The sequence below is a fragment of the Umezawaea sp. genome, assembly GCF_036375055.1.
Taxonomy (GTDB): Bacteria; Actinomycetota; Actinomycetes; order Mycobacteriales; family Pseudonocardiaceae; genus Umezawaea.
The window spans coordinates 37,152-62,429 of record NZ_DASUSQ010000180.1 but is presented as its reverse complement, the minus strand read 5'-3'; the positions used below and the strand labels follow the sequence as shown (position 1 = coordinate 62,429).

General features: G+C 71.6%; 26 protein-coding genes and 1 tRNA gene. 15 read left to right on the top strand and 12 right to left on the bottom strand.

The genetic code is table 11. The features are described 5' to 3' along the window. Window positions 1-3 precede the first annotated feature (3 nt). Together VFZ92_RS41990 and VFZ92_RS41985 are read left to right on the top strand one after the other, a co-directional pair. Window positions 4-990: an ABC transporter ATP-binding protein gene (locus tag VFZ92_RS41990; protein ID WP_330883725.1), complete on the top strand. Its 987-nt coding sequence runs from the start codon at window positions 4-6 to the stop codon at window positions 988-990. Beyond that, window positions 983-1,978 (top strand): dipeptide ABC transporter ATP-binding protein, encoded by a 996-nt coding sequence (locus VFZ92_RS41985; RefSeq protein WP_330883723.1) that lies wholly within the window; start codon window positions 983-985, stop codon window positions 1,976-1,978. Before VFZ92_RS41990 ends, VFZ92_RS41985 begins: the two co-directional genes overlap by 8 nt. Window positions 1,979-2,021: 43 nt before the next feature. Here VFZ92_RS41985 and VFZ92_RS41980 read toward each other — a convergent pair whose 3' ends face one another. Beyond that, the gene (locus tag VFZ92_RS41980; protein WP_330883721.1) at window positions 2,022-3,500 is read right to left on the bottom strand and encodes a S10 family peptidase; all 1,479 of its coding nucleotides are present in this window, start codon (window positions 3,498-3,500) and stop codon (window positions 2,022-2,024) included. A 30-nt stretch (window positions 3,501-3,530) separates the two neighbouring features. On the opposite strand from VFZ92_RS41980, the gene VFZ92_RS41975 reads away from it, so the two are divergent. The 11 genes from VFZ92_RS41975 to VFZ92_RS41925 all read left to right on the top strand — a co-directional run bounded on the left by VFZ92_RS41975 (window position 3,531) and on the right by VFZ92_RS41925 (window position 12,640). Continuing rightward, the gene (locus VFZ92_RS41975) at window positions 3,531-4,238 is read left to right on the top strand and encodes a uracil-DNA glycosylase (protein ID WP_330883719.1); all 708 of its coding nucleotides are present in this window, start codon (window positions 3,531-3,533) and stop codon (window positions 4,236-4,238) included. Between the two features lie 60 nt (window positions 4,239-4,298). After that, window positions 4,299-4,970 (top strand): DUF4129 domain-containing protein, encoded by a 672-nt coding sequence (locus VFZ92_RS41970; RefSeq protein WP_330883717.1) that lies wholly within the window; start codon window positions 4,299-4,301, stop codon window positions 4,968-4,970. After that, the gene (locus VFZ92_RS41965) at window positions 4,967-5,431 is read left to right on the top strand and encodes a hypothetical protein (protein WP_330883714.1); all 465 of its coding nucleotides are present in this window, start codon (window positions 4,967-4,969) and stop codon (window positions 5,429-5,431) included. Before VFZ92_RS41970 ends, VFZ92_RS41965 begins: the two co-directional genes overlap by 4 nt. Then, the gene (locus tag VFZ92_RS41960; protein ID WP_330883712.1) at window positions 5,428-6,402 is read left to right on the top strand and encodes a MoxR family ATPase; all 975 of its coding nucleotides are present in this window, start codon (window positions 5,428-5,430) and stop codon (window positions 6,400-6,402) included. The genes VFZ92_RS41965 and VFZ92_RS41960 overlap by 4 nt, the downstream gene beginning before the upstream one ends. Next, window positions 6,399-7,724: a DUF58 domain-containing protein gene (locus VFZ92_RS41955; protein ID WP_330883710.1), complete on the top strand. Its 1,326-nt coding sequence runs from the start codon at window positions 6,399-6,401 to the stop codon at window positions 7,722-7,724. The genes VFZ92_RS41960 and VFZ92_RS41955 overlap by 4 nt, the downstream gene beginning before the upstream one ends. Before the next feature lie 226 nt (window positions 7,725-7,950). After that, window positions 7,951-8,463 carry a hypothetical protein gene (locus VFZ92_RS41950; protein WP_330883707.1) on the top strand — a complete coding sequence of 171 codons (513 nt, stop codon included), beginning with the start codon at window positions 7,951-7,953 and terminating at the stop codon, window positions 8,461-8,463. A gap of 171 nt (window positions 8,464-8,634) precedes the next feature. Then, entirely contained in the window at window positions 8,635-9,960 is a 1,326-nt protein-coding gene (locus VFZ92_RS41945) for an NAD(P)/FAD-dependent oxidoreductase (protein WP_330883704.1), read from the top strand. A 166-nt stretch (window positions 9,961-10,126) separates the two neighbouring features. Continuing rightward, a complete protein-coding gene (locus VFZ92_RS41940) occupies window positions 10,127-10,282 on the top strand; it encodes a hypothetical protein (RefSeq protein ID WP_170155645.1) in 156 nt (51 codons plus the stop codon). A gap of 80 nt (window positions 10,283-10,362) precedes the next feature. Next, entirely contained in the window at window positions 10,363-11,424 is a 1,062-nt protein-coding gene (locus VFZ92_RS41935) for a hypothetical protein (RefSeq protein WP_330883700.1), read from the top strand. Next, the gene (locus tag VFZ92_RS41930; RefSeq protein WP_330883699.1) at window positions 11,405-12,475 is read left to right on the top strand and encodes a SagB family peptide dehydrogenase; all 1,071 of its coding nucleotides are present in this window, start codon (window positions 11,405-11,407) and stop codon (window positions 12,473-12,475) included. The genes VFZ92_RS41935 and VFZ92_RS41930 overlap by 20 nt, the downstream gene beginning before the upstream one ends. A gap of 87 nt (window positions 12,476-12,562) precedes the next feature. Continuing rightward, a tRNA-Leu gene (locus tag VFZ92_RS41925) sits at window positions 12,563-12,640 on the top strand. A gap of 220 nt (window positions 12,641-12,860) precedes the next feature. Here the strand turns inward: VFZ92_RS41925 and VFZ92_RS41920 are convergent. The 9 genes from VFZ92_RS41920 to VFZ92_RS41880 all read right to left on the bottom strand — a co-directional run bounded on the left by VFZ92_RS41920 (window position 12,861) and on the right by VFZ92_RS41880 (window position 20,910). Then, window positions 12,861-14,513, bottom strand: coding sequence for a DUF885 domain-containing protein (locus VFZ92_RS41920; RefSeq protein WP_330883697.1), 1,653 nt, complete (start codon window positions 14,511-14,513; stop codon window positions 12,861-12,863). Between the two features lie 30 nt (window positions 14,514-14,543). Beyond that, window positions 14,544-15,191, bottom strand: a complete 648-nt coding sequence (locus VFZ92_RS41915) for a response regulator transcription factor (protein WP_330883695.1) — start codon at window positions 15,189-15,191, stop codon at window positions 14,544-14,546. After that, entirely contained in the window at window positions 15,143-16,420 is a 1,278-nt protein-coding gene (locus VFZ92_RS41910; RefSeq protein WP_330883693.1) for a sensor histidine kinase, read from the bottom strand. The genes VFZ92_RS41915 and VFZ92_RS41910 overlap by 49 nt, the downstream gene beginning before the upstream one ends. Window positions 16,421-16,476: 56 nt before the next feature. Continuing rightward, complete coding sequence (gene pqqB / locus VFZ92_RS41905) at window positions 16,477-17,361, bottom strand: pyrroloquinoline quinone biosynthesis protein PqqB (RefSeq protein ID WP_330883691.1); 885 nt, start codon at window positions 17,359-17,361, stop codon at window positions 16,477-16,479. Beyond that, window positions 17,358-18,440 (bottom strand): pyrroloquinoline quinone biosynthesis protein PqqE, encoded by a 1,083-nt coding sequence (pqqE, locus tag VFZ92_RS41900; protein ID WP_330883689.1) that lies wholly within the window; start codon window positions 18,438-18,440, stop codon window positions 17,358-17,360. Before pqqE ends, pqqB begins: the two co-directional genes overlap by 4 nt. Continuing rightward, complete coding sequence (gene pqqD / locus VFZ92_RS41895; protein ID WP_330883687.1) at window positions 18,433-18,705, bottom strand: pyrroloquinoline quinone biosynthesis peptide chaperone PqqD; 273 nt, start codon at window positions 18,703-18,705, stop codon at window positions 18,433-18,435. The genes pqqE and pqqD overlap by 8 nt, the downstream gene beginning before the upstream one ends. Next, a complete protein-coding gene (gene pqqC, locus VFZ92_RS41890; RefSeq protein WP_330883685.1) occupies window positions 18,702-19,400 on the bottom strand; it encodes a pyrroloquinoline-quinone synthase PqqC in 699 nt (232 codons plus the stop codon). Before pqqC ends, pqqD begins: the two co-directional genes overlap by 4 nt. A gap of 76 nt (window positions 19,401-19,476) precedes the next feature. Further along, entirely contained in the window at window positions 19,477-19,608 is a 132-nt protein-coding gene (gene pqqA / locus VFZ92_RS41885) for a pyrroloquinoline quinone precursor peptide PqqA (RefSeq protein WP_330883683.1), read from the bottom strand. 159 nt (window positions 19,609-19,767) lie between these two features. After that, window positions 19,768-20,910, bottom strand: a complete 1,143-nt coding sequence (locus VFZ92_RS41880; protein WP_330883681.1) for a polysaccharide deacetylase — start codon at window positions 20,908-20,910, stop codon at window positions 19,768-19,770. 229 nt (window positions 20,911-21,139) lie between these two features. Between VFZ92_RS41880 and VFZ92_RS41875 the strand changes: the two genes are divergently transcribed. Further along, window positions 21,140-21,931 (top strand): Bax inhibitor-1/YccA family protein, encoded by a 792-nt coding sequence (locus tag VFZ92_RS41875; protein WP_330883679.1) that lies wholly within the window; start codon window positions 21,140-21,142, stop codon window positions 21,929-21,931. Window positions 21,932-22,009: 78 nt separating this feature from the next. On the opposite strand, the gene VFZ92_RS41870 is transcribed toward VFZ92_RS41875, so the two are convergent. Continuing rightward, entirely contained in the window at window positions 22,010-22,228 is a 219-nt protein-coding gene (locus VFZ92_RS41870; protein ID WP_330883676.1) for a hypothetical protein, read from the bottom strand. 118 nt (window positions 22,229-22,346) lie between these two features. After that, complete coding sequence (locus tag VFZ92_RS41865; RefSeq protein WP_330883674.1) at window positions 22,347-23,567, bottom strand: acetyl-CoA C-acetyltransferase; 1,221 nt, start codon at window positions 23,565-23,567, stop codon at window positions 22,347-22,349. Window positions 23,568-23,814: 247 nt separating this feature from the next. On the opposite strand from VFZ92_RS41865, the gene VFZ92_RS41860 reads away from it, so the two are divergent. Next, window positions 23,815-25,185, top strand: coding sequence for a cystathionine beta-synthase (locus tag VFZ92_RS41860; protein ID WP_330883672.1), 1,371 nt, complete (start codon window positions 23,815-23,817; stop codon window positions 25,183-25,185). Window positions 25,186-25,278 lie beyond the last annotated feature (93 nt).

Sequence of the window (25,278 nt, the reverse complement as noted above, 5' to 3'; positions counted from 1 at the left end):
ACCGTGACCGCACCACTGCTGGAGGTCGAGGACCTCCACGTGGAGTTCCGCACCCGCGACGGCGTCGCGAAGGTGCTCAACGGGGTCGGGTACCAGGTCAACGCGGGGGAGACCCTCGCTGTCCTCGGCGAATCCGGCTCGGGCAAGAGCGTCACCGCGCAGACGATCATGGGCATCCTGGACACCCCGCCCGCGTTCGTCACGAAGGGCGCCATCCGGTTCAACGGCGAGGACCTGCTGACCGCGTCCGACGACCGCCGCCGCGACGTCCGCGGCGACGGCATCGCGATGATCTTCCAGGACGCCCTGTCCGCGCTGAACCCCGTGTTCACCGTGGGTTTCCAGATCGAGGAGCAGCTGCGCGTGCGGCGGGGGATGACCCGCAAGGACGCCCGCGCCCGTGCGATCGAGCTGCTCGACCTGGTGAAGATCCCCAACGCCAAGAACCGGGTGGGCGAGTACCCGCACCAGTTCTCCGGCGGGATGCGGCAGCGCGCGATGATCGCGATGTCGCTCGCGCTCGACCCGGAGATGCTGATCGCCGACGAGCCCACGACCGCGCTGGACGTCACCGTGCAGGCCCAGATCATGGACCTGCTGCGGGAGATCCAGGGCGAACGCGACATGGGCCTGATCCTGATCACCCACGACCTCGGCGTCGTCGCGGACGTGGCGGACCGGATCGCGGTGATGTACGCGGGCCGGATCGTCGAGCACGCGGACGTGTACCAGCTGTTCCGCGCGCCCGGCCACCCGTACACCGAGTCGCTGCTGGAGTCGTTGCCGCGCCTGGACCTCAAGGGCCAGGAGCTCAAGACGATCAAGGGGTTGCCGCCGAGCCTGACGAACATCCCGTCCGGCTGCCCGTTCCACCCGCGCTGCCCGCGCGCCGTGGACGTCTGCACGACCGAGGTGCCCGCCAACCACCGGCTCGGCCTCGACCGCACCAGCGCGTGCCACTTCGCGGAGGAGGTCGTCAGCCGTGGCTGAGCCGATCCTGGAGGTCACCGACCTCGTCAAGCACTTCCCGGTCCGCGTCGGTGTGCTGTTCAAGCGCACCATCGGCCACGTCAAGGCGGTCGACGGCGTCTCGTTCACCCTGAACAAGGGCGAGACGCTCGGCGTCGTCGGAGAGTCCGGCTGCGGCAAGTCCACGCTCGCGCAGGTGCTGATGCGGCTGGAGCCGCCGACGTCCGGCGGCGCCACGTTCGAGGGCCGCGACATGTTCGCCATGCGCGGCGCCGAGCTGCGCAGGCTGCGGCGCGACATCCAGATCGTGCTCCAGGACCCGTACACCTCGCTCAACCCGCGGATGACCGTCGGCGACATCGTCGGCGAGCCGTTCGAGATCCACACCGAGGTGGCGCCCAAGGGCTCGCGGCGGCAGAAGGTGCAGGAGCTGCTCGACACCGTCGGGCTCAACCCCGAGCACATCCACCGCTACCCGCACCAGTTCTCCGGCGGTCAGCGCCAGCGCATCGGCATCGCCCGCGCGCTCGCGCTGCGCCCCAAGGTGATCGTGTGCGACGAGCCCGTGTCGGCCCTGGACGTCTCCATCCAGGCCCAGGTGATGAACCTGCTGGGCGAACTCCAGTCCGACCTCGGGCTGTCCTACGTGTTCATCGCCCACGACCTGTCCGTGGTGCGGCACCTGTCCGACCGGGTCGCCGTGATGTACCTGGGCAAGATCGTGGAAACGGGGACGGAGGACCAGATCTACGAGCGTCCGACGCACCCGTACACGCAGGCGCTGCTGTCCGCGGTGCCCGTGCCGGACCCGACGCAGCGCGGCACGCGCGACGTCATCCGGCTGACCGGTGACGTGCCGTCGCCGGTCGACCCGCCGTCGGGCTGCCACTTCCGCACCCGCTGCTGGAAGGCGCAGGACATCTGCGCCACCGAGGAGCCCGCCTTGATCGTCCGCGCCGGGGACCACCCGAGCGCGTGCCACTTCGCCGAGGAGCGCTCGGTCGTCTGACCCCGTCGGGGGCGCCCGGTTCCCACCGGCCGCCCCCGTCCGGTCAGCGGTTCGACGCGGACTTCACGAAGTCCGCCAGGTCCTTCGACTGCTGCACGCGCGAGGGTTCGTGCACGTACATCATGTGGCCCGCCGGGTAGTACGCCGACTCGATGTTCTCCCGCAGCTCGGCCGGGATCGCCAGGTGCGCCAGCACGTGCTCGGACGCGTAGTACGCCGTCGCGCCGTCGTGGTAGCCGAACGCCACGTGCACCCTCAGGTGCGGGTTGGCGCGCATCGCGGCCGACAGCTTCGCCGTGACCGACACCGCGCGGCCCTCGAACTCCTTGTAGGACCACGGGTGAACGGCCCGCGAGATGATCTCGTACGGCAGGTCGTTCGAGTACTCCAGCTCGGCCCGCACGTAGTGGTTCAGCGCCGCCGCGTACGGCCCCAGGATCGCCGCGTACGAGGCGTCCTCCGACATCTGCTCCTGGCCGTAGTCCGCGTCCCAGCTCGTGAAGCGGCCGTCGAGCCTGCCGACGATCCGGCGCTGGTGGCGCAGCAGCTCGGTGAAGAAGCGGATGTGCTCGACCCGCAGGTTCACCCGGTCCACGTAGTCCTCGGACAGGCCGGTGATGGCGGCGAGCCGGGTGACGACGTCCGCGCGCTCCTCGTCGGTGAGCCGGTGGCCGCGGTTGAGCGCCCACGGGTAGTCGCGCGAGGCGAACTCCTCGGCCTCGGCGAGCACGTCCGCGAGTTCCCGGTCGCCGTGCAGGCCGTGGTAGTGGGCGATGGCCGCGTAGGTCGGCAGGAACAGGGCGTACGCGACGTCGTTGTTCTCGCTGAAGTCCAGCGTGGTGAAGTCCAGGACGGACGAGATCAGCATGAGCCCGTTGAGGTACATGCCGTACCGGGTCTGGAGGTGCTCGGCGAGGCCTGCCGCGCGCAGCGTGCCGTACGACTCGCCCGCGAGGAACTTCGGCGACATCCACCGGCCGTTGCGCGAGGTCCACAGCCGGACCACCTCGCCGACGGACTCGATGTCGCCCTGGAAGCCGTGGTACTCGCCGGGCTTCTCGCCCTTCACGGCGCGGGAGTACCCGGTGGAGACCGGGTCGATGAACACGAGGTCGCTGTGGGCCAACAGGGTCTCGGCGTTGTCGGCCAGCTCGTACGGCGGCGGCGTCAGCGCGCCGACGTCACCCGTCACGACCCGGCGCGGGCCGAGCAGGCCCAGGTGCAGCCACACGCTCGACGAGCCGGGCCCGCCGTTGAACGCGAACGTCACCGGCCGCGTCTTCGGGTCGGCCCCGTCCAGCGTGTACGTGGTCACGAAGACCTCGGCCTTGGGCTGGTGGCCGTCGAACTTGCCCTCGGTGAGCACCTCCTGGCGCAGCACGACGCGGCCGGTCGTGGTGGTGTAGTTCAGCTTGCGCCGCTTGACGGTGATGCTGTGCGTGGCCGTGACGAGGTCGTCGGACGGGATGTCCTTCTCGTCCTTCTTCTCGTCCTCGGCCGTGCCGTTGTCCTTGTCGGTCATGGTCGAACCCTACGTTCGAAGGGGACTGGAGTGCTCGCTCTCGATCAACTCGACGCGGAGGTCACCACGTGCCGGGCCTGCCCGCGCCTGGTCGCGTGGCGCGAGGAGGTGGCCCGCGTGAAGCGCGCCGCGTTCCGCGACGAGGAGTACTGGGGACGCCCCGTCCCCGGCTTCGGCCCGGCCGACGCGCACCTGGCGATCGTCGGCCTGGCACCGGCCGCCCACGGCGCCAACCGCACCGGGCGGATGTTCACCGGCGACCGCTCCGGCGAGGTGCTCTACGCCGCCCTGCACGCCGTCGGACTGGCCTCGCAGCCGACCGCGCACCACGTCGGCGACGGCCTGGAGCTGCACGGGACCCGCATCACCGCACCGGTGAAGTGCGCGCCGCCGGAGAACAAGCCGACGCCCCAGGAGCGCGACAACTGCCGTCCGTGGCTCGTCGCGGAACTCGAACTGCTGAGGCCCTCGCTCCGCTCGGTGGTGGTCCTCGGCGGATTCGGCTGGCAGGCGCTCCTGCCGGTCCTGACCGCGTTCTGGGAGGTGCCGCGCCCGCGGCCGAAGTTCGGCCACGGCGTCGAGGTGGTCCTGCCCGCGCTCGACGGCGGGGAGCCGCTGCACGTGTTCGGCTGCTTCCACGTGAGCCAGCAGAACACGTTCACCGGGAGGCTGACCCCGGCGATGGTCGAGGACGTGCTGCGGCGGGCGTCGCGGGTGGCCGGACCGGAACCCCGGTGAACGGCGGACGACCGGGGGAAAACGTGGGCGGCTGTCGGGGTCGACGTGCATCCTGACCACATGAGGACCCGGTGGCCCGTGCCGCTCCTGGTGGGAGCGGGGCTCGTGCTCGTCGCGCTCGCGGCGCGCGGGACCTCGCCGATCCCCTTCGACGGCACGCTGATCGGTCCCGCCCCGGTCCCGCCCGCGGCCTCCGCCGAGTCCGAGGAGAGCCGGGCCGAAGGGGTCGTCGGCGTGGTCGGCGGGTCGTTGGTGGCGCTGCTGGTCGTGCTCCTGTGCGTGCTGGTCGTCGCGTCGCTCGGCGCGGCGCTGATGATGCTCGGTCCGCGCCGCGAGCGGGTCCGGCGCGAGTCCGGGGCGGTGGCCGTGGCGCCGGACGACGCCGAGGACGGGCGGCCCGGCGCTGAACTGCTGCTCACCGGTGCCCGCAAGGCCCTCGTCGAGCTGCGGGGGAGACCTCCCGGCCCGCCGTCGGACGCCGTGGTGGCGGCGTGGCTGAACCTGGAGGAGGCCGCCGCGGCGGGCGGTGCGCCCCGGCAGGACCACGAGACCCCGACGGAGTTCACCGGCGCGCTGCTGGCCCGCTACGAGGTGGACACGGAGGCGGCGGCGACGCTGCGCGGGCTCTACCAGCGCGCCAGGTTCGGCGCACCCGAGCGGGTGTCGGACGAGGACGCCGCGTCCGCCGAGCGGGCGCTGGAGCGCGTCGTGGCCTGTCTGGACCGCCCGTGACGCCGCTGGTGGGTCTGGTCAGGGCCGTCCTCCTCGCGCTGGCCGCCGGTGCGGTCACCGGGTTCGGGCTGGTCGAGCTGGGCAGCCCGGTCGGGTGGGCGGTGGTGGTCGCGCTGCCGGTCGCCGCGCTCGCCCTGCTCCTCGCCCGGCTGCCGCGCGCCGCGGACATCACCTGGTCGCCCCTGCCGTCGCACGCCCCTGGCGCCACGTCCGTCGCGGCCTCGACGCTGGCCAGCCGCTTCGACGAGGCGTCCCGCGACCGCGACCGGTTCCTCTCGCGCGTCCGACCGCGGCTGCGCGCGGTCGCCGACGCCCGGCTGCGGCAGCGCGGCGTCACGACGCTGGAGCAGGGGCGCGACCTGCTCGGCGAGGACGTCTACCGCCTGCTCACCGACCCGAACGCCACCATGCCGGACCCGCGTGCCCTTGCCGAGCTGCTCGACAGACTGGAGACCCTGTGACGTCCACCGACACCACGAGCGTCGCGGACATCGCGACCGGGGGCACGGCCGTGCTGGACGCCGTCGGCACCGTGCTCGTCGGCAGGCAGCGGTCGCTGCGGCTGGCGCTGGCCGCCGTGCTCGCGGGCGGCCACGTGCTGCTGGAGGACGTGCCCGGCCTGGGCAAGACGCTGATGGCGCGCAGCCTCGCCCAGGCCCTGCACCTGGACTTCCGCCGCCTCCAGTGCACGCCGGACCTGCTGCCCGCCGACGTGACCGGCTCGTTCCTCTACGACCCCGGCGAGCGCGAGTTCAGCTTCCGCGCGGGCCCGGTCTTCACCGGCCTGCTGCTGGCCGACGAGATCAACCGGACCCCGCCCAAGACCCAGTCGGCGCTGCTGGAGGCCATGCAGGAGGGGCAGGTGACGGTGGAGGGCCGCACGTTCCCGCTGCCGCGGCCGTTCCACGTGCTGGCCACCGCGAACCCCGTGGAGCACGAGGGCACCTACCCGCTCCCGGAGGCGCAGCTCGACCGGTTCCTGGTGCGCCTGGACATCGGCTACCCGCCCGCCGCCGAGGAGGTCGAGGTGCTGCGCCGCAGGCTCGTCCGGCAGCGCGAGCAGACCGAGGTGGCACCGGTCTTCGAGGCGACCAGGCTCGCCGAGCTCCAGGCGGGCGTGGAGCGGGTCGCGGTCGACGAGGACGTGCTGCGCTACTGCGTCGACCTGGCCTCCTCGACCAGGGCGCACCCGGCGGTCGAGGTCGGCGCCTCGCCCCGCGGCGCGCTGGCGCTCGTGCTGGTCGCCAGGGCCCTCGCCGTCCTGGACGGCCGCGACTTCGTGCTGCCCGAGGACGTGAAGGACTGCGCCGTCCCCGCCCTCGCCCACCGGCTCACCCTGCGGCCCGAGACGTGGACGTCCGGCACCACCGGCGTGGAGGTCGTCACCGAGCTGCTGGGCAAGGTCCCCGGCCCCGCGAGCACGCGCTCGTGAGCCGGGCCGACCGGCTCAGGGCCGCGTTCACCCGCGAGACCGGGTGGCGGGCCACCGACGCGTACGGCCGCGCCGTCGTGCTGGGCGTCGGCCTCGTCGTCCTCGGCGGCCTGCTCCACGAGGTCGAACTCGTCCTGGTCGGCACCCCGTTCCTGATCTCCCTCCTGGCGGCCCTGGCCGTCCGCGTCCGCGGCGTCCCGACCGTCACCGTCCGCGCGCTGCCGCGCACCGCGGAACCCGGCTCGGCCACCACCGGCGTCGAGGTGGACCCGGCCGAGGGCGCCGAGTTCCTGGCCGTCCGCCTGCCCGCACCAGGCGCGGGGGGCGACGCCCTGGGCCCGGTCCACCTGCTCCCCGCCACCACCGACCCGATCGCCGTGAAGCTCCGCCGAGAAGCCTGGGGCGACGGCGTGGACCTGCGCGCGGACCACCTGTTCGCGGGCCCGGACGGCCTCCTGGTCCACGGCCCGGTCGTGGGCGTGGAACGGGGCCGCGTGGTCCTCCCCCCGGTGGACGCCCTACCAGCGGGCCTGCTCCCCGCCCGAGCCGCGGGCCTGGTGGGCGTCCACCGCACCCGCCGCCCCGGCGACTCGACCGAACTCCGCGACATCCGCGCCTTCCAACCGGGCGACCGCCTGCGCCGCATCGACTGGCGGATCTCCCTGCGCAGCCAGGTCGTGCACGTCCGAGAACACCACGCCGAAGCGGACGCGGACGTCCTGCTGGCCCTGGACACCCGCTACGACCTGGGCAGGAGGGTCGCGGACTGGTCAACAGGCCAGCCGGGCAACACCACGAGACCGAACGGCAGCCTGGACACCGCGGTAAGGGCAGCGGCGTCACTGGCCTCCGGCTACCTGCACCAGGGCGACCGAGTGGGCCTGGCAGACCTGGGCCGCCCGCAACTCAACGTCCGCCAGGGCACGGGCAAACGCCAACTGCTCACACTCCGCAACCAACTGGTCGTCTGCGCCCGCTCAGCAGGCTGGTCCCCCCGTCCGACACTGCACCGCACCCCCCACGGCGCCCTGGTCATCATCCTGTCCCCGTTCCTGGACGACCACGTGGTGGAGATAGCGGTACAGGCAGCCCGCAGGGGAAACCTGGTACTGGCGGTGGACGTACTACCACCGGACCTGGTCCCGGACGCGGAAACCCCGTGGGGCCAACCAGCGCTAAAACTGCTGAAACTGGAACAACGAACCAGGCTAAAAGCCCTGAAGCAGCACGGCGTCCCAGCGGTGACCTGGGACAAATCAGGCCGCTCAGCGGCAACGACACTGCAAAGGGCAAAACGCGGGGCAAGCCGGCTGAGAAGGTGAAACCACAGGCGAAGAATCCACCAGTCCACCCAACGCGGCAGACCGACCGCCGCGTGGCCGATTCTTCTCGGGGATCTGACCCTTGAAATCGATGATCGGGCAGGCTTTCGGGACCGCCCTTTTAGCCCGACCGAGGGTCGGATCGAGGGGTCCCCGAGTCGGCCACCCCACCGGACCCGCCCCCACCGGACCCGCCCCCACCGGACCCACATCCGAGGCCCACGCGATGACCCACCCCACCACCCTCCCGGCAGGCCTGCCGGCCTGGACCCTGAGAGCCCTCTCCACCCTCACCTGCGCCGCGACGGCCCTGCTCCTGGCCCACGACGGCGTCCGAGCCCCAACCCTCACCCTCTACGCCCTGATCTCCCTGGCGGCCATCACCATCCCGGCCTCGGCGGCCCCGGCCCTCGGCATCGGAGTAGCCGCCGCCGCCCTGGCCTTCACCGAAGGCGGCCCCTTCCGCCCCGCGGTCCTCGCCATGATCGTCCTGCTGCACCTCTTCCACCTCACCTCGGCCCTCACGGCCCTCACCCCACCCCGCTCCCGCCTCCACCTCAGCGCCCTGAAGGGGCCTGCCCGCAGGTTCGCCCTGACCCAGCTCCTCACCTCCACCCTCGTGGTCGTGACGGCGTTCCTCCCCAGCGGCGGCACCGAGCCCGCCGTCGAGGTCGCGGGCCTCCTCGCGGCCACCGGACTGGCCACCGCGGCCGTGCTCCTCATGCGCCCCAGGAGCTGAGGAACACCTCAGCTCAACCTGAGCTACTGGATCGATCCTCTCAGGGGTTATGCCCAACCGAGACGCTTCCCGCAGGTCAGCGGCGGGGGTGTTCGCCATCACCCGGCGACCGTGGTCACAACGGGGCCTTCGGACGCGCGAACACGGGGGTCGCGGTGCGACCATGTGCGTATGGCTGCTGTGAAGTCGCAACCCACGAGGATCGTCATCGTCGGCGGTGGGTACGTCGGTATGTACACCGCACTGGGGTTGCAGAAGAAACTGCGTTCCGGTGAGGCGTCGGTGACCGTTGTCGACCCGCAGCCTCACATGACCTACCAGCCCTTCCTCCCGGAGGCGGCCGCGGGGTCCATCGAGCCCCGCCACGTCGTGGTGCCCCTCCGCAAGGTCCTCAACCGCTGCCACGTCGTGACCGGCCGCGTGACGAAGATCGAGCACGCCGCCAAGTCGATCACGCTGGAGACCGCTGACGGCCACGTCGAGCAGCTCGAGTACGACGTGCTGGTCAACGCGCTGGGTTCGATCGCCCGCACGCTGCCGATCCCCGGTCTGGCCGAGCAGGGCATCGGCGTGAAGACCATCGGCGAGGCCATCTACATCCGCAACCACGTGCTGTCGCGCCTCGACCAGGCCGCGAGCACCCGCGACCCGGAGCTGCGGCGGAGGCTGCTGAGCTTCGTCGTCATCGGCGGCGGGTTCGCGGGCATCGAGACGCTGGCGGAGCTGGAGGACATGGCCCGCTACGCGCTGCGCTACTACACCCAGCTCAAGCCCGAGGACATGAACTGGGTGCTGGTCGAGGCCACCAAGCGGGTCATGCCCGAGGTGAGCGAGAAGATGGGCGTCTACACCGTCCAGCAGCTCGAGAAGCGCGGCATGAAGGTCTTCCTGGACACCCGCGTGAAGACCATGGAGAACGGTCACGTCGTCCTGGACGACGGCACCGAGTTCGACAGCGACACGATCATCTGGACCGCGGGCGTCAAGGCGAACCCGGTCCTGCGCAACACCGACCTGCCGCTCGACGAGCGCGGTCGCGTCCGCTGCACGGCGAAGCTCCAGGTCGAGGGCCTGGCGGGCGTCTGGTCGGCCGGTGACTGCTCGGCGGTGCCCGACCTGTCGCGCACCGAGGAAGACCCGATGGCGACGTGCAGCCCGTCGGCCCAGCACGCGGTGCGGCAGAGCAAGGTGCTCGTCGGCAACATCGTGGCGAGCCTGCGCGGCAAGCCGCAGAAGGACTACTTCCACAAGTACATCGGCTCGGTCGCGGGTCTGGGCCTGTACAAGGGTGTCGCGGACGTCTACGGCATCAAGATGAAGGGCCTGCTGGCCTGGCTGGCGCACCGCGGCTACCACGTCGCGAAGATGCCCACCTTCAACCGCAAGTTCCGTGTTCTCATGGACTGGCTGCTCGCGTTCGTCAACGGCCGCGAGGTCGTCGCCCTGGGTCAGATCAACGACCCCAAGGCGGAGTTCGACCGCGCGTCGAAGAGCTGAGTCCCCCGACGGGTGTTGCTCGCACTGCGCCGTTCGGTTGCAGTCGGGTGACACCCGTCTGGCTTAGTGCCGTAACTTGAGCCCCCAGAAGGAGCAATCTGGGTGGGCTCATCTTGACATTGCGTTACGTGAACCCGAGACTACTGCTTGTGCATCACCTGAAAGCGTGATGCGCGCGTTGGGGAAAGAGGTGACCGCGATGTCCCTTGAGGAGCTGGCCGCACAGCTTCGCCGCGGTGAGATCGAGGACCGCGCCTTGGCGGAGTACGCCGCCGAGTACGTCACGGCTGGGAAGTGTTTTCGAAGCAAGAAAGACGACTGAGCGTGACCGCTTCCGAGCGCGGGGTCGACAGACCCCCGCTCGAAGCCGTAAGAATCCTCCCCGAACCGAGTCCCACTCCGGTGAAGCCGACTCCGCTCCTCCTCCAAGGCCAGAACTACCTCTTCCGGTCACCCCCCAAGACCCTGGACTTCCAGGAGCAGGTCCACCGGATGGGCATGGTCGACGAAGGCGACGGCAGTCCCGTCCCGTGCGTCCTGGTGCTCGCCCGCAGCGCGGACATGGAGATGAACGAACTCTCCATCGCGCTCGCCGAACGCGGTGTCCGGATGGCCCGCATCGACGCCGACCGCTGCACCGACCTGCCGTTGACGATCTACACCGACGCGCCGCTGGTCGAGCTGGACCGGTGGCTGCTCCGGCCGGTCCTGGTGTGGCGCAGGCACTTCGAACTCTCCGCCCTCCCGGTCGAACCGGGCACGCTCGCGGGCTCGTACGCCGTCGACCAGTGGGGCGCGGTGTCGAACTGGCTCGCGACCCGCGGTGACTGGGCGCACGTCAACCCGGCCCGGTCCACGGCCCACCTCGACCGCCTCACGCAGCTCTCCGACGCCGCCTCGTTCGGCCTGACCGTCCCGCGCACGGCCGTGACGACCCGCCCCGGCCGCACCAGGCCCGGCGGCGCGCACTGCATCGTGAAGACCTCCGGGCGGCACCTGCTGGAGCCGCGCCCCGGCGTGCAGCACGGCCTGTTCCCGCGCCCGCTGGAGACCAGCCGCTCCAGCGACGCCCCCGAGTCGGCGCCGGTGATCGTCCAGCAGTACCTGGCGTCCGAGACGGAGCTGCGGGTGTTCGTCGTGGGCGGTCGCTGCATCGCCTACCAGGTCGACAAGCTCGACCCGGCCCAGCTGTGGGTCGACCCGGACGCGGTCCGGGTGACACCCACGACGGTGCCCGACACCGTGTCCGCCAAACTCCTCGCCTTAGCCCGCTACTGGCGGGTCGAGGTGGCCGCGTTCGACCTCCTGGTGACGGCGAAGGACCACGTCTTCCTGGAGGTCAACGTGAACTGTGACTGGCGGTGGTTCGAACACCGCGCGGAGGACACACTGGTCTCGGACGCGGTCCACGACTGGGTCGCGCAGCGCTTCAAGGAGCTGTTGGGTGCGGGCAAAGGTCGCTGAACACGCGACGCTGTTCTACGAGAACGGCGCCGTCGTCTGGGACGACTACCTGCACCACCGCCAGTTCGCGATCAGCGAGACCGCCGAGCTGCTGTGCCGCAAGTTCAGCACCTTCACCGAGGTCGACGAACTCCTCGCCCCGCTGGGCGAGGAGGACCGGGCCGTGCTGCGCCGCGTGCTCGACGAGCTGGTGGACGCGGGCGTGCTGATCGTCGAGGGCTCCCCGGAGCACGAGGCCGAGCGCGACCTGCTGCTGGCGTGGTCGAGCTGGGGCGCGTCGGCCAGGCACTTCCACTTCGCCAGCCGCACGCTGGGCGACGCCGAGTACCAGGCCGCCGACGAGCACGACGCCGCGCTGGAGGTGAAGCTCGGCGAGAACCCGCCGCCCACCCCGTTCCGGACGCTCGGCGGTGACGCCGTCGAGCTGCCGGTGCTGCCCGCGCGGCCGTCGTGGGGCGCCGCGCCGGTGCTGGACGTGCTGCTGGCCCGCCAGACCACCCGCGAGTTCGGGTCGGACGGGGTGAGCCTGGAGCAGGTCGGCGAGCTGCTGGCCGTGCTCGGCGGCCCGTCGCCGATGCGGTCGCGGATCGGCAGGACCGGCACGGTGTTCAAGACGAGCCCGTCCGGCGGCGGACGCCACCCCGTCGAGCTGTACGCGCACGCGCGCCACGTCTGCGGCCTGCCCCCGGGCTGGTACCACTACGACGGCGCGCGGCACGTGCTCGAACCCGTCGGGCCGGAGTGGACGCCCGCGCAGATCGTCGAGGCCGCGGGGGACCAGGAGTGGGTCGGTGACGCACCGCTGGTGCTCGCCTACACGGCCGTGCTGGAGCGCACCCGCTGGCGCTACGACACCTCGCGCGCCTACCGCGTCGTGCAGATGGACGTCGGCCACCTCTCGCAGACCGCCTACCTGGTCGCGACGGCGATGGGGCTGGGCGTCGGCTTCACGGCCGCGCTGCGCGACGAACTGGTGGAACGGGCGCTCGGCTGTGACGCCTATCACGAAGCGGTATTGGGGATGACGGTCGTCGGTCCATTACGTAAATGACCGTAATAGCGGAACGCGTTGAGCCGTGCGGGTGTCTTGAGTCGATCTCGTTACTCGAATCCACGGACGACCTTTAAGCTGCCCGCTGCCCCCGTAGCCCAACCGGCAGAGGCAGGCCCCTTAAAAGGGTCAAAGGTACGGGTTCGACTCCCGTCGGGGGCACCACTCTTCATAAGCATAGACAACCTTCTGGCCAGCGTAAACCCGCTGAGAAATCATCCCATGTCTACTGGCGGCAGTGGTATGTGCCGCCTGTTCGAGTGATACGCGGCTATCACTCGAACGGGCTATCTCCGCAGAAATAGGGTTACCCCGCGTAACGGCAAAGAATGGTGATGGCCGCGCATTCGTGCGTTGGACATTAACGGTGGATGGTTTCACCTGGTCAGGTGGTAACCGGTTCCGCCGTCGCCCACGCGGTGACGACCTCGTCCAGCACCGCCAGCGGCAGCGGACCGCCGCCGAGCACCACGTCGTGGAACGCGCGGATGTCGAAACGGTCTCCCGCGACCGCCTCGGCCTCCGCCCGGATCCGCTGGATCTCCAGCCTGCCGACCATGTACGACAGCGCCTGGCCGGGCGCGGCGATGTAGCGGTCCACCTCGGACTCGATCTCCACGAGGGCCAGCGGCGTGTTCTCCGTGAGGTAGTCGACGGCCTGCGCGCGGCTCCAGCCCAGCGCGTGCAGGCCGGTGTCGACGACGAGCCTGCCCGCGCGCATCGAGTCCGTCGCCAGCATCCCCAGCCTCGCGACGTCGTCGGAGTACAGCCCCATCTCGTCGGCCAGCCGCTCGCAGTACAGGCCCCAGCCCTCCAGGTAGGAGTTGATGCTCGCGAGCCTGCGCAGCATCGGCAGCTCGGTCATCTGCTGCGCCAGCGTGATCTGGAAGTGGTGCCCCGGAACGGCTTCGTGGAACGCGATGGCCTCGGCCTGGTAGCGGTAGCGCTCCTGGGCCCGCGAGGTGTTCGCGTAGTACGTGCCGGGGCGGGAGCCGTCCAGCGCGGTGGGGGAGTAGTACGCCGCGGGCGCGCCCGGCGCCTCCGCCTCCGGGACGGCCGCCACCTCGCAGCGGCTCTCGGGCAGCGTGCCGAACCACCGCGGCGCGGCCAGCTCGGCCCGCCGCACGGCGCCCCGCGCGGAGTCGAGCATCTCCTCGGCGTCCCGCCAGCGCAGCGCTGGGTCGGTGCGCATCCGGTCGAAGATCGCGGCGAGGTCGTCGGTGCCGAACACCCGCAGCCCCACGGCGCTGTACTCCTCCGCCAGGTCGGCGATCAGCGCGAGACCGGTCTCGTGCAGGTCCTCCGGGGTCCGCGAGGTCGTCGTGTGCACCCGCGCCAGCCTCGCGTAGAGGGTGGCGCCGTCGGGCAGCCAGCACAGCCCCGGCCTGCCCTCGGGGCGGCCCGCGGGCAGCACCTCGCGCTCCAGGACGTCCCGGTACCCGGCGTAGGCGGGCCGCACCACGTCGGCGAGCAGCCGGTCGCGCTCGGCGGTGAACTCCGGCGGGCCGTCCTTGCGGGCCAGCGGGTCGTCCGACAGCGGCGTGGCGAGGTAGCGGTCGACGAACGCGACGGCGTCGCGCACCAGGTGCGCGACCGGCAGCCGTCCGGCGGTGAGACCGCCCCGGTGGCGCTCGGCCAGCACGTCGAGGAACGCGGGCACGGCGGCGAGCCGCAGCAGGTAGTCGCGGCGCTGCTCCGGGGTCGCGACGGTGGTCATCGGCAGGAGCGACAGCAGCGCGCCCGCGGGAGCGAAGAACGACCCGGCGATCGTGTACTCGACGGAGTGGGTGTCGAACCTGTCGACCAGCGACTCGGCCTGCTGCACGACGACCGCTCGCGTCACCGGGTCCTCGTCGGGCAGCGCCCGCGCGCGGGTGGCGATGTCCACCGCGGCGGCGCGCTGAGCGGCGCCGCCCGCCTCGGTGAGGTCGGCGAGGAGGTGGTCGTGCCCGGCGATGCCGTAGAGCGAGGCTTCCAACGGCTCGATGGCCATCACCAGCTCGAACAGCTCGTCCGCGAGTTCGGTCGTCTCCGTCATGGGCCGATGCTACTTAGCCGGTTAAGGCCGTCATCCCCGGTCCAGGTAGGCGAGCACGGCGAGTACTCGCCGGTTGTCGTCGTCGCACGGCGGGAGGCCGAGCTTGCCGAAGATGTTCGCGGTGTGCTTCCCGACCGCCTTGTCCCCGATGAACAGCCGGGCCCCGATGGCCCCGTTCGACCGGCCCTCCGCCATCAGCGCGAGCACCTCCCGCTCGCGGGGCGTCAGCGAACCGAGCGGCTCGTCGCGGACGTGGCTGGCGAGCAGCTGCGTGACGACCTCGGGGTCCATCGCGGTGCCGCCCGCCGCGACCCGGCGGATCGCGTCCACGAACTGGGTCACGTCCGACACCCGGTCCTTGAGCAGGTAGCCGACACCGCCCCCGCGGTCGGACAGCAGTTCCCGCGCGTAGAGCTGCTCGACGTACTGCGACAGCACCAGGACCGGCAGCCCCGGCACCTGCTTGCGCGCCGCGATGGCCGCCCGCAGGCCCTCGTCGGTGAACGTCGGCGGCAGCCGGACGTCCACCACGGCCACGTCCGGCTCGTGCTCGACCAGCGCGGCCAGCAGCGCGGGCCCGTTGTCCACGGCCTCGACCACGTCGAAGCCGTAGGCCACCAGCAGCCGGATCAGGCCGTCCCTGAGGAGGACGAGGTCTTCTCCGAGGACAACTCGCACGGCAGCTCCAAGGTCACGATGGTCGGCCCACCGACGGGACTGGCCAGTCCGAGTGTGCCGTCGAACGCGGCGAGCCTGCGCTCGATCCCCCGAAGTCCGCCGCCCGGCGTGACGGCGGCCCCGCCGCGGCCGTCGTCCCCGACCATCACCGCCAGCCGCTCGTCGGCGTGCCGGATCCGGATCCACGCCGACGTGGCCCCGCTGTGCTTGGCGACGTTGGCCAGCGTCTCGGCCACGGCGAAGTACGCGGCCGACTCGACCGGAGCCTGCGGCCTGCCGGGCAGCTCGACGTCGACCTCCACCGGCACCGGCAGCGCCAGCGCGAGCGCCCGCACGGCGCCGTCGAGCCCCCGGTCGGCGAGCACCGGCGGGTGGATGCCGCGCACCAGGTCCCGCAGCTCCGCCAGCGCCAGCGTCGACGACTCGCGCGCCTCGGCCAGCAGCGCCCTCGCGGCGTCCGGGTCGCGGGCCATCAGGTCCTCGGCCATGCCGAGGCTCATGCCCAGCGAGACGAGCCTGGCCTGGGCCCCGTCGTGCAGGTCGCGCTCGATGCGGCGCAGCTCGGCCGCCTGCGCGTCCACGGTGTCGGCCCGTGAGTCCGACAGCTCCCGCACCCGCGAGGTCAGGGTGGCCCGAGCGGTCGGCGCGAGCAGCCACCGGGCGACCGCGGCGTGCGCCTTCGTGGCCCACGGCGTCACCCACCACCCGGCCGCGATGAACAGCCCGCCGATGATCGGCGCCAGTGCGTAGCCGCCGGGGGTGTCGTCGCGCAGGAAGACGTACTCGACGGTCGCGTTGTCGAGCCAGGCGAGCGGAGCCACGAAACCCGCGATCCCGCTCCCCCACAGCGCGAGCGGCAGGACGCCCGCCGCGATGCTGAGCGGGGCGTTGACGACCATCCACGCCAGGTCCCGCCAGGTGGCCGGGTCGGTGGCGATCCACCGCACCTTCGCGATCGGCCCGCGGCTGGGCGGTACGCGGTAGGGCGAGGCGATCTCCGTGCCGAGCACGTCGCCCGCCCACCGCCGGTAGCGCCGCAGCGCGGACCGCTCCAGCGCCGTCACGCCGAGCAGGACCGGCACGCCGACCGTCACCAGGACCAGCGGGTAGGCGTAGAGCTGCAACGGGACCAGCACCAGCCCGGCCAGCGCCAGCGGGATACGGACGAGGCTCCACAGCACCAGCCGCACGCGGTCGCGGAGCTTCCCCAGCAGCTCTGTGTCCGTCATGGCGTCGAGTCTGGCGTGCCGGGGCCCCTCGGCGCGGTGGGTTTAACCCCCCGGTTTCAGATCTCGACGACGGTGCCGTCCGGCGGGACCTCGACCCCCGCCGCCACGAGCTCCGCGTGCTCCGGGGAGTCGGGGTCCAGCACCGGGTTGGTGTTGTTGAGGTGGGTGTAGATCCGCCGGACACCGGGGTGGCGGCGGAGTTCCGGCAGGCTCGCGGTGATCGGGAGGTGGCCCATCGCGGCCTGCCCGTGCGTGCCGCCCGTGGAGGCGCCCATCTCCCCGGCCGAGTGGAAGGTGCCGTCCAGCAGCAGGACGTCGGCGTCGGCGAGGAGCCGTTCCAGCTCGTGCGGCCAGGTCGCCAGGCAGGGCGCGTAGACCAGGACACCGCCGGTCCTCTGGTCCTCCACGCGGTACGCGACCACCCAGTCCGAGCCCACCGCGGACGCCGCGGCGTACCTGGGCCGCTTGCCGCTGACCGGCACGGCGGTGACCACCAGACCGCCCCGCAGCTCGAACGGCTCGTGCGGCTCGACCTCCCGCCAGGTCCACGGGGAGTACCCGTCCAGGACGCCCCGCAGGTCCAGGTCGCCGCGCAGCGCGTCCAGCACGGTCGAGGTCGCGCGCACCTCCGTGCCCGCCGCGCCGCGCAGTGCCAGCAGGCCGAGCGCGTGGTCCAGTTCGGCGTCGGTGAGGACCACGCCGCGGACGGGGGTGTCGCGGGGACCGGGGCCGGGGGCGAGCGCGGCGGTCGCCACGAGCTGGGCGCGGACGTCGGGGGAGGCGTTGAACAGCCACCAGTCCTCGCCGTCGCCGCTGACCGCCAGGCAGTCCTGCGTCCGCGACCGGAGGCGGCCCGCACGGGCCGCCTCGCACGGCCCGCACGCGCAGTTCCACTGCGGGAACCCGCCGCCCGCCGCGGTGCCGAGCAGGACCGCCCTCACCGCGCCGCCCTCCGCGGCACCAGGTCGGGCTCCGCCCCCGGAGGCGCCTCGGCCGCCAGGACCAGGTCCACGACCCCGCGGTCCGGGGAGAGCGAGCAGACGGGATCGGTGTTCGCCGCGTCCCCGGTGAGCTGGAACGCCTGGCAGCGGCACCCGCCGAAGTCGACCTCCCGGCGGGCGCAGCTCCGGCACGGGTCGCGCATCCAGTCGGTGCCCCGGTAGGCGGTGAACGACCGGGAGTCGTGCCAGATCTCGGCGAGCGGCCGGTCCCGCACGGTGTCGAACTCCAGGTCCGTGATCACCGAGGCGGCCGGGCACGGCAGGACGGTCCCGTCGGGGGACACGGTGAGCTGCCGCGCGCCCCAGCCGTGCATGCACGGCTTCGGGTGGGCCTCGTGGTAGTCGGCGACCACGTAGACGATCTCCATCGACCCCCGGAGCCGTTCCCGCGCCGCGGCCACGACCGGTGCCGCCGCGGCGAGCTGGTCCGCGGTCGGCAGCAGCGCGGCGCGGTTGCGCAGCGCCCAGCCGTAGTACTGGGTGTTGGCCAGCTCCAGCCGCTGGGCGCCCATGCGCTCGGCCAGCGCGACGATCCCGGCCACGTGGTCGAGGTTCCGCCGGTGCAGGACGACGTTCACCGTGAGCGGGAGCCCGAGCCCGGTCACCAGGTCGGCGGCGACCAGCTTGTGGTGGTGCGCCCTCACCCCGGCGACGCGGTCGGCGTCCCGGCGGTCGGCGTCCTGCACCGAGAGCTGCACGTGGTCCAGGCCCCTGGCAGCCAGGTCGGCCAGCCGGTCGGACGTCAGGCCGAGGCCGCTGGTCACCAGGTTCACGTAGCAGCCGAGGCCGCTCGCGCGGCTCACGAGGTCGGGGAGGTCGGGCCGCCCCAGAGGTTCGCCGCCGGACAGGTGCACCTGGAGGACGCCGAGCGCGCGGGCCTGGTCGAGCACCGAGCACCACTGCTCGGTGCTCAGCTCGTCGCGGCGGCGCACCAGTTCCAGCGGGTTCGAGCAGTAGCCGCACCGCAGCGGGCAGCGGTGGGTGAGTTCGGCGAGCAGCCCGAACGGCGCCTCAGCCATCGAGGTCCACCACCCGGCGCTCCACCAGGCGTGCGACGAGTTCGGCGACGTCCGCCGTCCGCACGCCGTCGAACTCGTCGGCCAGCGTCCGCGCCACGTCCGCGATCGTGGCCCGCCCGTCGCACAGGCCGACGACCGCGGCGGCGGTCGGGTTCAGCACCAGGACGCCCTCGGGGAACAGCAGCACGTGGCTCTCCCGGACCCGGTCGTAGGACGCGCGCACGCCCGTCCGGAGGCGGGGGACGCGGTCGTGCGCCGGCGTCACCGCCGCTCCCGACCCGCGTAGTAGTCGACGGTGTCCAGGATCGACCGGAGCACGTCGCACTTGAACGACAGCGCGGCCACGGCCGCCTCCTGCTGCTGCCTGGTCGTGCAGTGCTCGACCACGAGGTCCACCGTGGACCTCCCCTCACCGGCGACCACCCGGAGCCTGCTGGTGAAGTAGGCGAAGCCCTCCTCCGCGATCCACGGGTACCGCGCGCGCATGTCCGCGAGCCTGCGCGCCATCAGCCCGCGCGAGAACATCTCGGTCAACCCGGACGCGACGGCCTCCACCCACGGCCTGGTGCGGGCGAACGTGACGTAGGCGTCCACGGCGAACCGGGTGCCGGGCAGCACGTGGCGCTCGTCCAGCACCTCCTCGCGGGTCAGCCCGACGGACTCGGCCATCCGGATCCAGTCCTCGGCACCGCCCTCGCCCGCCCGCGTGCCGTCGTGCCAGACGATCCGCTCCCGCCACCGGCGCCGCACCTCGGGCAGCGGGCAGTTCGCCAGGATCGCGGCGTCCTTCTGCGGGATGCACCGCTGGTAGTACCAGCGGTTGGCGGCCCACGAGCGCAGTTCCCCCGCGCTCAGCGAGCCGTCGTGCAGGCGCAGGTGGAACGGGTGGGCGTGCCAGTAGCGGGGAGCCAGCGCGCGCAGTTCCGCGGTGAACTCCTCCGGTGGTGCCAGGGCTGCCAAGCGGTGCTCCTAGTCCGACGGGACGCCGTGGACCCCGCTCGGTGCGAGGGTCCACGGCCGGGTCCGCTGAACCGGATCAGGTGCGGGCCGCGTAGGCGGTGACCTCCATCGGGGTGTCGAAGTCCCGGAAGTCGGGCTTCACCCAGACGGGTTTGGTGGTGGCGGGAACCTCGGGCGCGGGGCGGCGGACGTTCTCGGTGTCGGGCATCTGCGCACTCCTCGGGTCGGGTGGAGCACCGTGGCCGCGCGGCGGTTCCCCCACCGTAGGTCGTCCCCGGTGGGAGCGCCAGATGGGAAAGATCCTTTCCTAAATGCTGGGCCCGGTCCGCGGCGCCCGCTCGGACGCCGACCGGGAACCCCGCCCGGTTCAGTTCCGAGCGGCCGGGAAGCTGCGCAGCTGCGCGAGGACCTGCGGGTCCTGGAGCTGCATCCACTGGATGACCTCGGTGTAGGTGGCGCACACGGTGGACTCCTGCACGCAGACCTCGCCCATGAACTGCTCCACGGCCGCGCTGAACGCCCCACCGGCCCACTCGTTGAAGTGGTTGCCGATGGTCAGCGGCGCCCGGTTGCCGTTGAAGGCCGCCCGGTACACCGAGCGGTAGGTGTCGACCACGACGGAGGTGAACTCGGGCGCCCTCTCGGGCTCCTCCTTCGCGCCGTTGAGCGCGTACCAGAGGTTGAAGTCCATCATCACGGCCTGCTTGTTCAACGCGGGCACGCGCACCTCGGGGAGCGGGAACTCGTAGATCCCGTCGATGATCTTGGGCCAGGTGACGCCGAGGCTGACCTGGCTGGTGTCGTAGACGAGCCCGTGCGACCTCATCGCCGGGATGGCGGCCTTGAAGTCGGCCTCCAGGCAGGGGGTGCGACCGCCGCGGACGGTGGTCGGGTCCAGCTTGAACCCCTGGGCGCCCGCCTTCCCGATGATCGAGAAGAACTGGTCCAGCTCGGTGTTCCACTGCTCGGTGTTCCAGGTGCCGACGCTGGGCTCGGTGCCCTGGCAGAAGTGCCCGTTGTAGTGGGTCCCCAGCTCGTGACCGGCGGCGATGGCGTCGTTGAGGTACCCGATGCGCAGCTCGACGTCCTGCTTCGACCCGCCGAAGCCGATCGCGGAGAAACCCGCGTCGTGGCCGGGACCCGTGTACTCGCGGCCCTGGTCGTCGCTCATCATGTAGACGCCCGACAGCAGGCCCGTGACGTGCGCCTTCGCCTGCTCGGTGATGGGCAGGACGCGGTCCCAGTGCGGCTTGGACGCGGCGCCGTCGAACGAGAACATGACGAACTGCGGCGGCTTCTCGTTCGGGCCGAGCTTGCGCATCCAGTCGGCGCGGGGCTCGGCGGGCGCGGGGACCTCGGGGACCGGGCCGTCCGTGACGGGCTGGCGGTTGGGGGCGGGCATGCCCACCGCGGCGTTGTCCGGCGTGTCCCTGCCCTGGCCGGTCCCACCCAGCGTCACCAGCACCGCGACGGTGACCCCGAGGGCAATCCCGGTCGTCACCCAGCCCATCCGATTCTGTTTCCACGCCACGACAGGAAGGACGGCGGTCCGGTACCGCGGGTTGCGTCCAGATCACGATCAACTTCACCTGGTTGTGTCGATCGTTACGTTCCCCCGTCGGCGTTGCCCGGTATCGCGATCGACAGTCCAGGTAAAGTCACTTTTACCCGACGGGAACCGATCGACTCGTGTGGTCGTTGAACCCCGTGACGGCGTCAGCACGCCACAGGAGGACGAGGTGCGTACCACCAGCAACCCCGCTTTCCGCAACCTGCCGACCGGCGGTTACGGGAACAACTACGCAGGCTTCGGTCAGCCGCCGCAGCAAGCGGGCCCCGGCTACGACCCTGCACCCCCATCGGCGGCCAACCGCCCGATGACGATCGACGACGTGGTGACCAAGACCGGCGCGACCCTGGCCGTCCTCTTGGTCGCGGGCACCATCACCTTCGTGATGGAGGCATACGCCCTCGCGCTGCCGGCGATGATCATCGGTTTCGTGTTGGCCCTGGTCAACATCTTCAAGAAGAAGCCGAGCCCGGCGCTCGTGCTCGCCTACGCGGTCGCCGAGGGCGTGTTCCTCGGTGCGGTGAGCGGTCTGGTCGGCCGGGCGTTCAGCAACGGCAACGCGATCGTGATCCAGGCGATCATCGGCACCATCGGCGTGTTCATCGGCATGCTCGTGGTCTACAAGACCGGTGCCGTGAAGGTCACGCCCAAGCTGACCAAGTGGATCACCGGTGCCGTCATCGGCGTCGCGGTGCTCATGCTGGCCAACCTGGTCGCGGGCTTCCTCACGCCGGGCGGTCTCGGCCTGCGCGACGGTGGCACCATCGCCATCATCTTCAGCCTGGTCTGCATCGGCATCGCCGCGTTCAGCTTCCTGCTGGACTTCGACGCCGCCGACGAGGCGATCCGCGCGGGCGTGCCCGCCGTGTTCGCCTGGAGGGTCGCGTTCGGCCTGACCGTGACCCTGGTCTGGCTGTACCTGGAGATCCTGCGACTGCTGTCCTACTTCAACTCGGACTGATCGCGGTTCTTCGAAGAGCGTGCGGGGCGCCCGGCCACTGGTCGGGCGCCCTTCTTCGTGCCTGGTGCGGTGACCGCCCTAGGGGCGCCAGCCGCCCCCGTCGTCCGGCAGCGTGCTCCCCACCTTGATCAGGCAGGACACGCACAGGTGCCCGTGCTGTTCGCGCTCCAGCCTCTCGGTCGGGACGCTGTGCTCGCAGACGGCCTCGTAGAAGCCGCGGTCGGTCGTGGTGGCGTGCTCGGCCCTGAACGCGTGGCACAGCCGGTCGTACTCGCTGTGCCACCAGACGTACGGCATGTGAAGCCTCCCTACTCCGAGGTGGGGACGGTTTCGCGGGCCTCCTCTGACGCGCGAAGGGGACGACCACCGCATCGGAGCAGCGGACGTCCCCTTCGGGGTGAACGATCACGCAGAGCTAGCTCAGGCGCTCCAGCACCATGGCCATGCCCTGGCCGCCGCCGACGCACATGGTCTCCAGACCGAACTGCTTGTCGTGGAACTGGAGAGAGTTGATCAGCGTCGTGGTGATCCGCGCGCCGGTCATGCCGAACGGGTGGCCGACGGCGATGGCGCCGCCGTTGACGTTCAGCCGGTCCAGGTCGATGCCCAGCTCCTGGTAGGAGGGGATGACCTGCGCGGCGAACGCCTCGTTGATCTCGACGAGGTCGATGTCGCCGATCGACATCCCGGCCAGCTCCAGCGCCCGGCGGGACGCCTCGACCGGGCCGAGGCCCATGATCTCCGGCGACAGGCCGGACACGCCGGTCGACACGATCCGCGCGAGCGGCGTGATGCCCAGCTCGCGCGCCTTCACGTCGCTCATGATCACCAGGGCCGCGGCGCCGTCGTTGAGCGGGCAGCAGTTGCCCGCCGTGACCTTGCCGTTCGGCCGGAACACCGGCTTGAGGCCCGCCACGCCGTCCAGCGTCACACCCGCGCGCGGACCGTCGTCGGCCGACACCACGGTGCCGTCCGGCAGCGTCACGGGGGTGATCTCGCGGGCCCAGAAGCCGTTGGCGATGGCCTTCTCGGCGAGGTTCTGCGAGCGCACGCCGAACTGGTCCATCTCCTCGCGGGAGATGCCCTTGGCCCAGGCGAGGTTCTCCGCGGTCTGGCCCATGGAGATGTAGATGTCGGGCAGCAGGCCCGCCTCGCGCGGGTCGGTCCACGTGTCGGCGCCCGCCTCGGCGGTGGCCGTGGTCCGCGCCTCGGCGTCGGCGAACACCGGGTTGTGCGTGTCGGGCCAGCCGTCGGAGTTGCCGCGGGCGAAGCTCGACACGGTCTCGACGCCCGCGCTGATGAACACGTCGCCCTCGCCCGCCCGGATGGCGTGCAGCGCCATCCGGGTGGTCTGGACGCTGGACGCGCAGTACCGGGTGACGGTCGTGCCGGGCACCTGGTCGTAGCCCGCGAGGACCGAGACCACGCGGCCCATGTTGAAGCCCTGCTCGCCGCCGGGGAGGCCGCAGCCGAGCATCAGGTCGTCGATGGTGGACGGGTCGAGCTCCGGAACCTTCGCCAGCGCGGCCTTGACCATCTGCACGGTCAGGTCGTCGCCGCGGATGTCCTTCAGCGAACCCTTGCCCGCTCGGCCGATGGGGGATCGGGCGGCGGAGACGATGACGGCCTCAGGCATTACGGAACTCCTTTGTTCACCGCAGCGTGTGGATCCACCCTAGTTAACGCCTGTTCAGCCGGGCCACCACTCGTGATGAACGCCGCCCGCTTTCACGATGCCGAAGACCCGGCGGCGGGGCAATCCGGGTTACCACCGGTCGGTGGACCGCAGGCCACCTGGTCGGGATCGTCGACCGGGGCACCCTGAGGACGCGGCCGAGTTAGGCTTCGCCGGTAATCTCGCAAAGTGGGAAAGGACTCTCCCGGTGGAGTACGTCGAGCACGTCGTCGACCTGGTTGGCAACACGCCGCTGGTGAAGTTGAACTCGATCACGGAGGGCGCCGCGCCGCTGGTCCTCGCGAAGGTCGAGTACCTGAACCCCGGCGGGAGCGTGAAGGACCGCATCGCGCTGCGCATGGTCGAGGCGGCCGAGGCCTCCGGTGAGCTGCGGCCCGGCGGCACGATCGTCGAACCCACGTCCGGCAACACCGGGGTCGGCCTGGCGCTCGTCGCGCAGCGCCGCGGCTACAAGTGCGTCTTCGTCTGCCCGGACAAGGTCAGCGAGGACAAGCGCAACGTGCTCAAGGCGTACGGCGCGGAGGTCGTGGTGTGCCCGACGGCCGTGGCCCCGGAGCACCCGGACTCCTACTACAACGTGTCGGACCGCCTGGTGCGCGAGATCCCCGGCGCCTGGAAGCCGGACCAGTACTCGAACCCGCAGAACCCGCTGAGCCACTACCACTCCACCGGGCCCGAGCTGTGGCGCCAGACGGAGGGGCGGATCACGCACTTCGTCGCGGGTGTCGGCACCGGCGGCACGATCTCCGGCACCGGCAGGTACCTCAAGGAGGTGTCCGGCGGCAAGGTGAAGATCATCGGCGCCGACCCGGAGGGCTCGGTGTACTCCGGTGGCACGGGCCGCCCGTACCTGGTGGAGGGCGTCGGCGAGGACTTCTGGCCGGATGCGTACGACCGCGACATCTGCGACGAGATCGTGGCCGTGTCCGACGCCGACTCCTTCGCCGTCACCCGCCGCCTCGCCCGCGAGGAGGGCCTGCTCGTCGGCGGTTCCTGCGGCATGGCCGCCGCGGCGGCGCTGAAGGTCGCCCAGGGCTGCGGCCCGGACGACGTCGTCGTCGTGCTGCTGCCCGACGGCGGTCGCGGCTACCTGTCGAAGGTCTTCAACGACCAGTGGATGTCGTCCTACGGCTTCCTGCCGCCCGACTCGTCCGGCGCGACCGTCGGCGACGTGCTGCGGCGCAAGGACGGCCACATCCCGGACCTGGTCCACGGCCACCCGAAGGAGACCGTCGCGGAAGCGGTCGCGATCCTGCGCGAGTTCGGCGTCTCTCAGATGCCCGTCGTCAACGCCGAGCCGCCGGTCATGGCCGCCGAGGTCTCCGGTGCGGTCAACGAGCGCGACCTGCTGGAGGCCCTGTTCACCGGCAAGGCGCAGCTCGCCGACACGCTGGACAAGCACATGTCGGCCCCGCTGCCGACGATCGGCGCGGGCGAGTCGGTGGGCGTGGCGATGAAGGCACTGTCGCATGCGGACGGTGCGCTCGTGCTGGACGACGGCAAGCCCGCGGGTGTCGTTACCCGGCAGGACATCCTGGGTTTCCTCGCCGGACGCTGATCGGTCCCCCCCGGCGGCACGTTCACCGGTTGCCGGTGGCGTGCCCCGGTCGATCCGCTAGCGTGGCCTGCACCTATCCGTGATCGCGACCCG

Coding starts and splice junctions, on each gene's coding strand:
- VFZ92_RS41865 (WP_330883674.1), bottom strand. CDS start 23,567: ATGCCTGAGGCCGTCATCGTCTCCGCCGCCCGATCCCCCATCGGCCGA.
- pqqE (WP_330883689.1), bottom strand. CDS start 18,440: ATGGCTGAGGCGCCGTTCGGGCTGCTCGCCGAACTCACCCACCGCTGC.
- pqqA (WP_330883683.1), bottom strand. CDS start 19,608: ATGCCCGACACCGAGAACGTCCGCCGCCCCGCGCCCGAGGTTCCCGCC.
- VFZ92_RS41970 (WP_330883717.1), top strand. CDS start 4,299: ATGAGGACCCGGTGGCCCGTGCCGCTCCTGGTGGGAGCGGGGCTCGTG.
- VFZ92_RS41945 (WP_330883704.1), top strand. CDS start 8,635: ATGGCTGCTGTGAAGTCGCAACCCACGAGGATCGTCATCGTCGGCGGT.
- VFZ92_RS41910 (WP_330883693.1), bottom strand. CDS start 16,420: ATGACGGACACAGAGCTGCTGGGGAAGCTCCGCGACCGCGTGCGGCTG.
- VFZ92_RS41920 (WP_330883697.1), bottom strand. CDS start 14,513: ATGACGGAGACGACCGAACTCGCGGACGAGCTGTTCGAGCTGGTGATG.
- VFZ92_RS41870 (WP_330883676.1), bottom strand. CDS start 22,228: ATGCCGTACGTCTGGTGGCACAGCGAGTACGACCGGCTGTGCCACGCG.
- VFZ92_RS41950 (WP_330883707.1), top strand. CDS start 7,951: ATGACCCACCCCACCACCCTCCCGGCAGGCCTGCCGGCCTGGACCCTG.
- VFZ92_RS41980 (WP_330883721.1), bottom strand. CDS start 3,500: ATGACCGACAAGGACAACGGCACGGCCGAGGACGAGAAGAAGGACGAG.
- VFZ92_RS41880 (WP_330883681.1), bottom strand. CDS start 20,910: ATGGGCTGGGTGACGACCGGGATTGCCCTCGGGGTCACCGTCGCGGTG.